Below are 1,584 nucleotides of genomic sequence, written 5' to 3' on the forward strand. Positions count from 1 at the left end.
CGGCCGGGTCACCACCTTTCCAGCGCCCGTAGTTATTGGAGGAGAAGCGCAGCCCTTCCACCCCGGCCGACGTCAGCGGTCGTACTTGCCGTGCAGGGCTGCCCATATATAAGTACCCGCTTGCCAGGTGTTTTCCCGGCGCCACTAGGCTACCGGCGCCAATCATCACGTCGTCTTCTATTACTGCACCATCCAGCAAAATCGATCCCATTCCCACCAATACCCGGTTGCCAATGGCGCAGCCATGCAGCATGGCTTTATGCCCCACCGTCACATCTTCGCCAATTAATAGCGGGTAGCCTTGAGGATTATGTTCCGATTGATGAGTCACATGCAGCACGCTACCGTCCTGAATGTTGCTGCGCGCACCGATCTTGACGGCGTTAACGTCGCCGCGGATGGCCACCAGGGGCCAGATGCTGACGTCATCGGCCAGTTCCACGTTGCCGATCACCACGCTGGAAGGATCGATCATCACGCGTTGGCCGATCTGTGGGGTGTAATGAAGGTAAGAACGAATTGCATCAGACATGGTAAGCCTCACGTCGGGATCATAATTACCGGCAATACTAGACGTTGGCGATGGAATTACAACCAATCAACAGCGCAGTTCCTGCGTAAAATGGCCTCGATCGCGCAAGATCCGGCCGAAAGGGCGGAAAAGTGTGCAAACGATAAGAAAAGATCAAAAAAGGGGTTGTGCAAAAAACTCGGATCCCTATAATGCGCCTCCATCGACACGGCGCAAGTGATTCACTTCACAACGCGGCCGGGACGAAAGAGAAAAAATCCTGAAAAAACGGGTTGACTCTGAAAGAGGAAAGCGTATTATACGCCACCTCGAGTTAACAAGCTTCGGCGCGTAACTCACTGCTCTTTAACAATTTATCAGACAATCTGTGTGGGCACTCACAAGACGATATCCAGCTGCTTCGGCAGCAAAAAAATATCAAGTCTTGAAGAGTGACTACTGAAGTAAAATTCATTTAGTGAATCTTTGAGCACCGCTTCACGAGTTGAAGCAAATCAAGCTTTTAATTGAAGAGTTTGATCATGGCTCAGATTGAACGCTGGCGGCAGGCCTAACACATGCAAGTCGAGCGGTAGCACAGGAGAGCTTGCTCTCTGGGTGACGAGCGGCGGACGGGTGAGTAATGTCTGGGAAACTGCCCGATGGAGGGGGATAACCACTGGAAACGGTGGCTAATACCGCATAACGTCTACGGACCAAAGAGGGGGACCTTCGGGCCTCTTGCCATCGGATGTGCCCAGATGGGATTAGCTAGTAGGTGGGGTAACGGCTCACCTAGGCGACGATCCCTAGCTGGTCTGAGAGGATGACCAGCCACACTGGAACTGAGACACGGTCCAGACTCCTACGGGAGGCAGCAGTGGGGAATATTGCACAATGGGCGCAAGCCTGATGCAGCCATGCCGCGTGTATGAAGAAGGCCTTCGGGTTGTAAAGTACTTTCAGCGGGGAGGAAGGTGTTGTGGTTAATAACCGCAGCAATTGACGTTACCCGCAGAAGAAGCACCGGCTAACTCCGTGCCAGCAGCCGCGGTAATACGGAGGGTGCAAGC

1 protein-coding gene and 1 rRNA gene are annotated in these 1,584 nt (G+C 53.3%); one reads left to right on the top strand and one right to left on the bottom strand.

The genetic code is table 11. The features are described from left to right. The coding region (locus QMG44_RS24150; protein WP_281853331.1) for a gamma carbonic anhydrase family protein at positions 1 to 532 on the bottom strand (532 nt) is incomplete at its 3' end. A gap of 503 nt (positions 533 to 1,035) precedes the next feature. Here QMG44_RS24150 and QMG44_RS24155 point away from each other — a divergent pair. Beyond that, positions 1,036 to 1,584, top strand: a 16S ribosomal RNA gene (locus QMG44_RS24155); the annotation flags it as partial.

This window comes from Enterobacter sp. 200527-13, from assembly GCF_027924865.1.
GTDB lineage: Bacteria > Pseudomonadota > Gammaproteobacteria > Enterobacterales > Enterobacteriaceae > Enterobacter > Enterobacter ludwigii.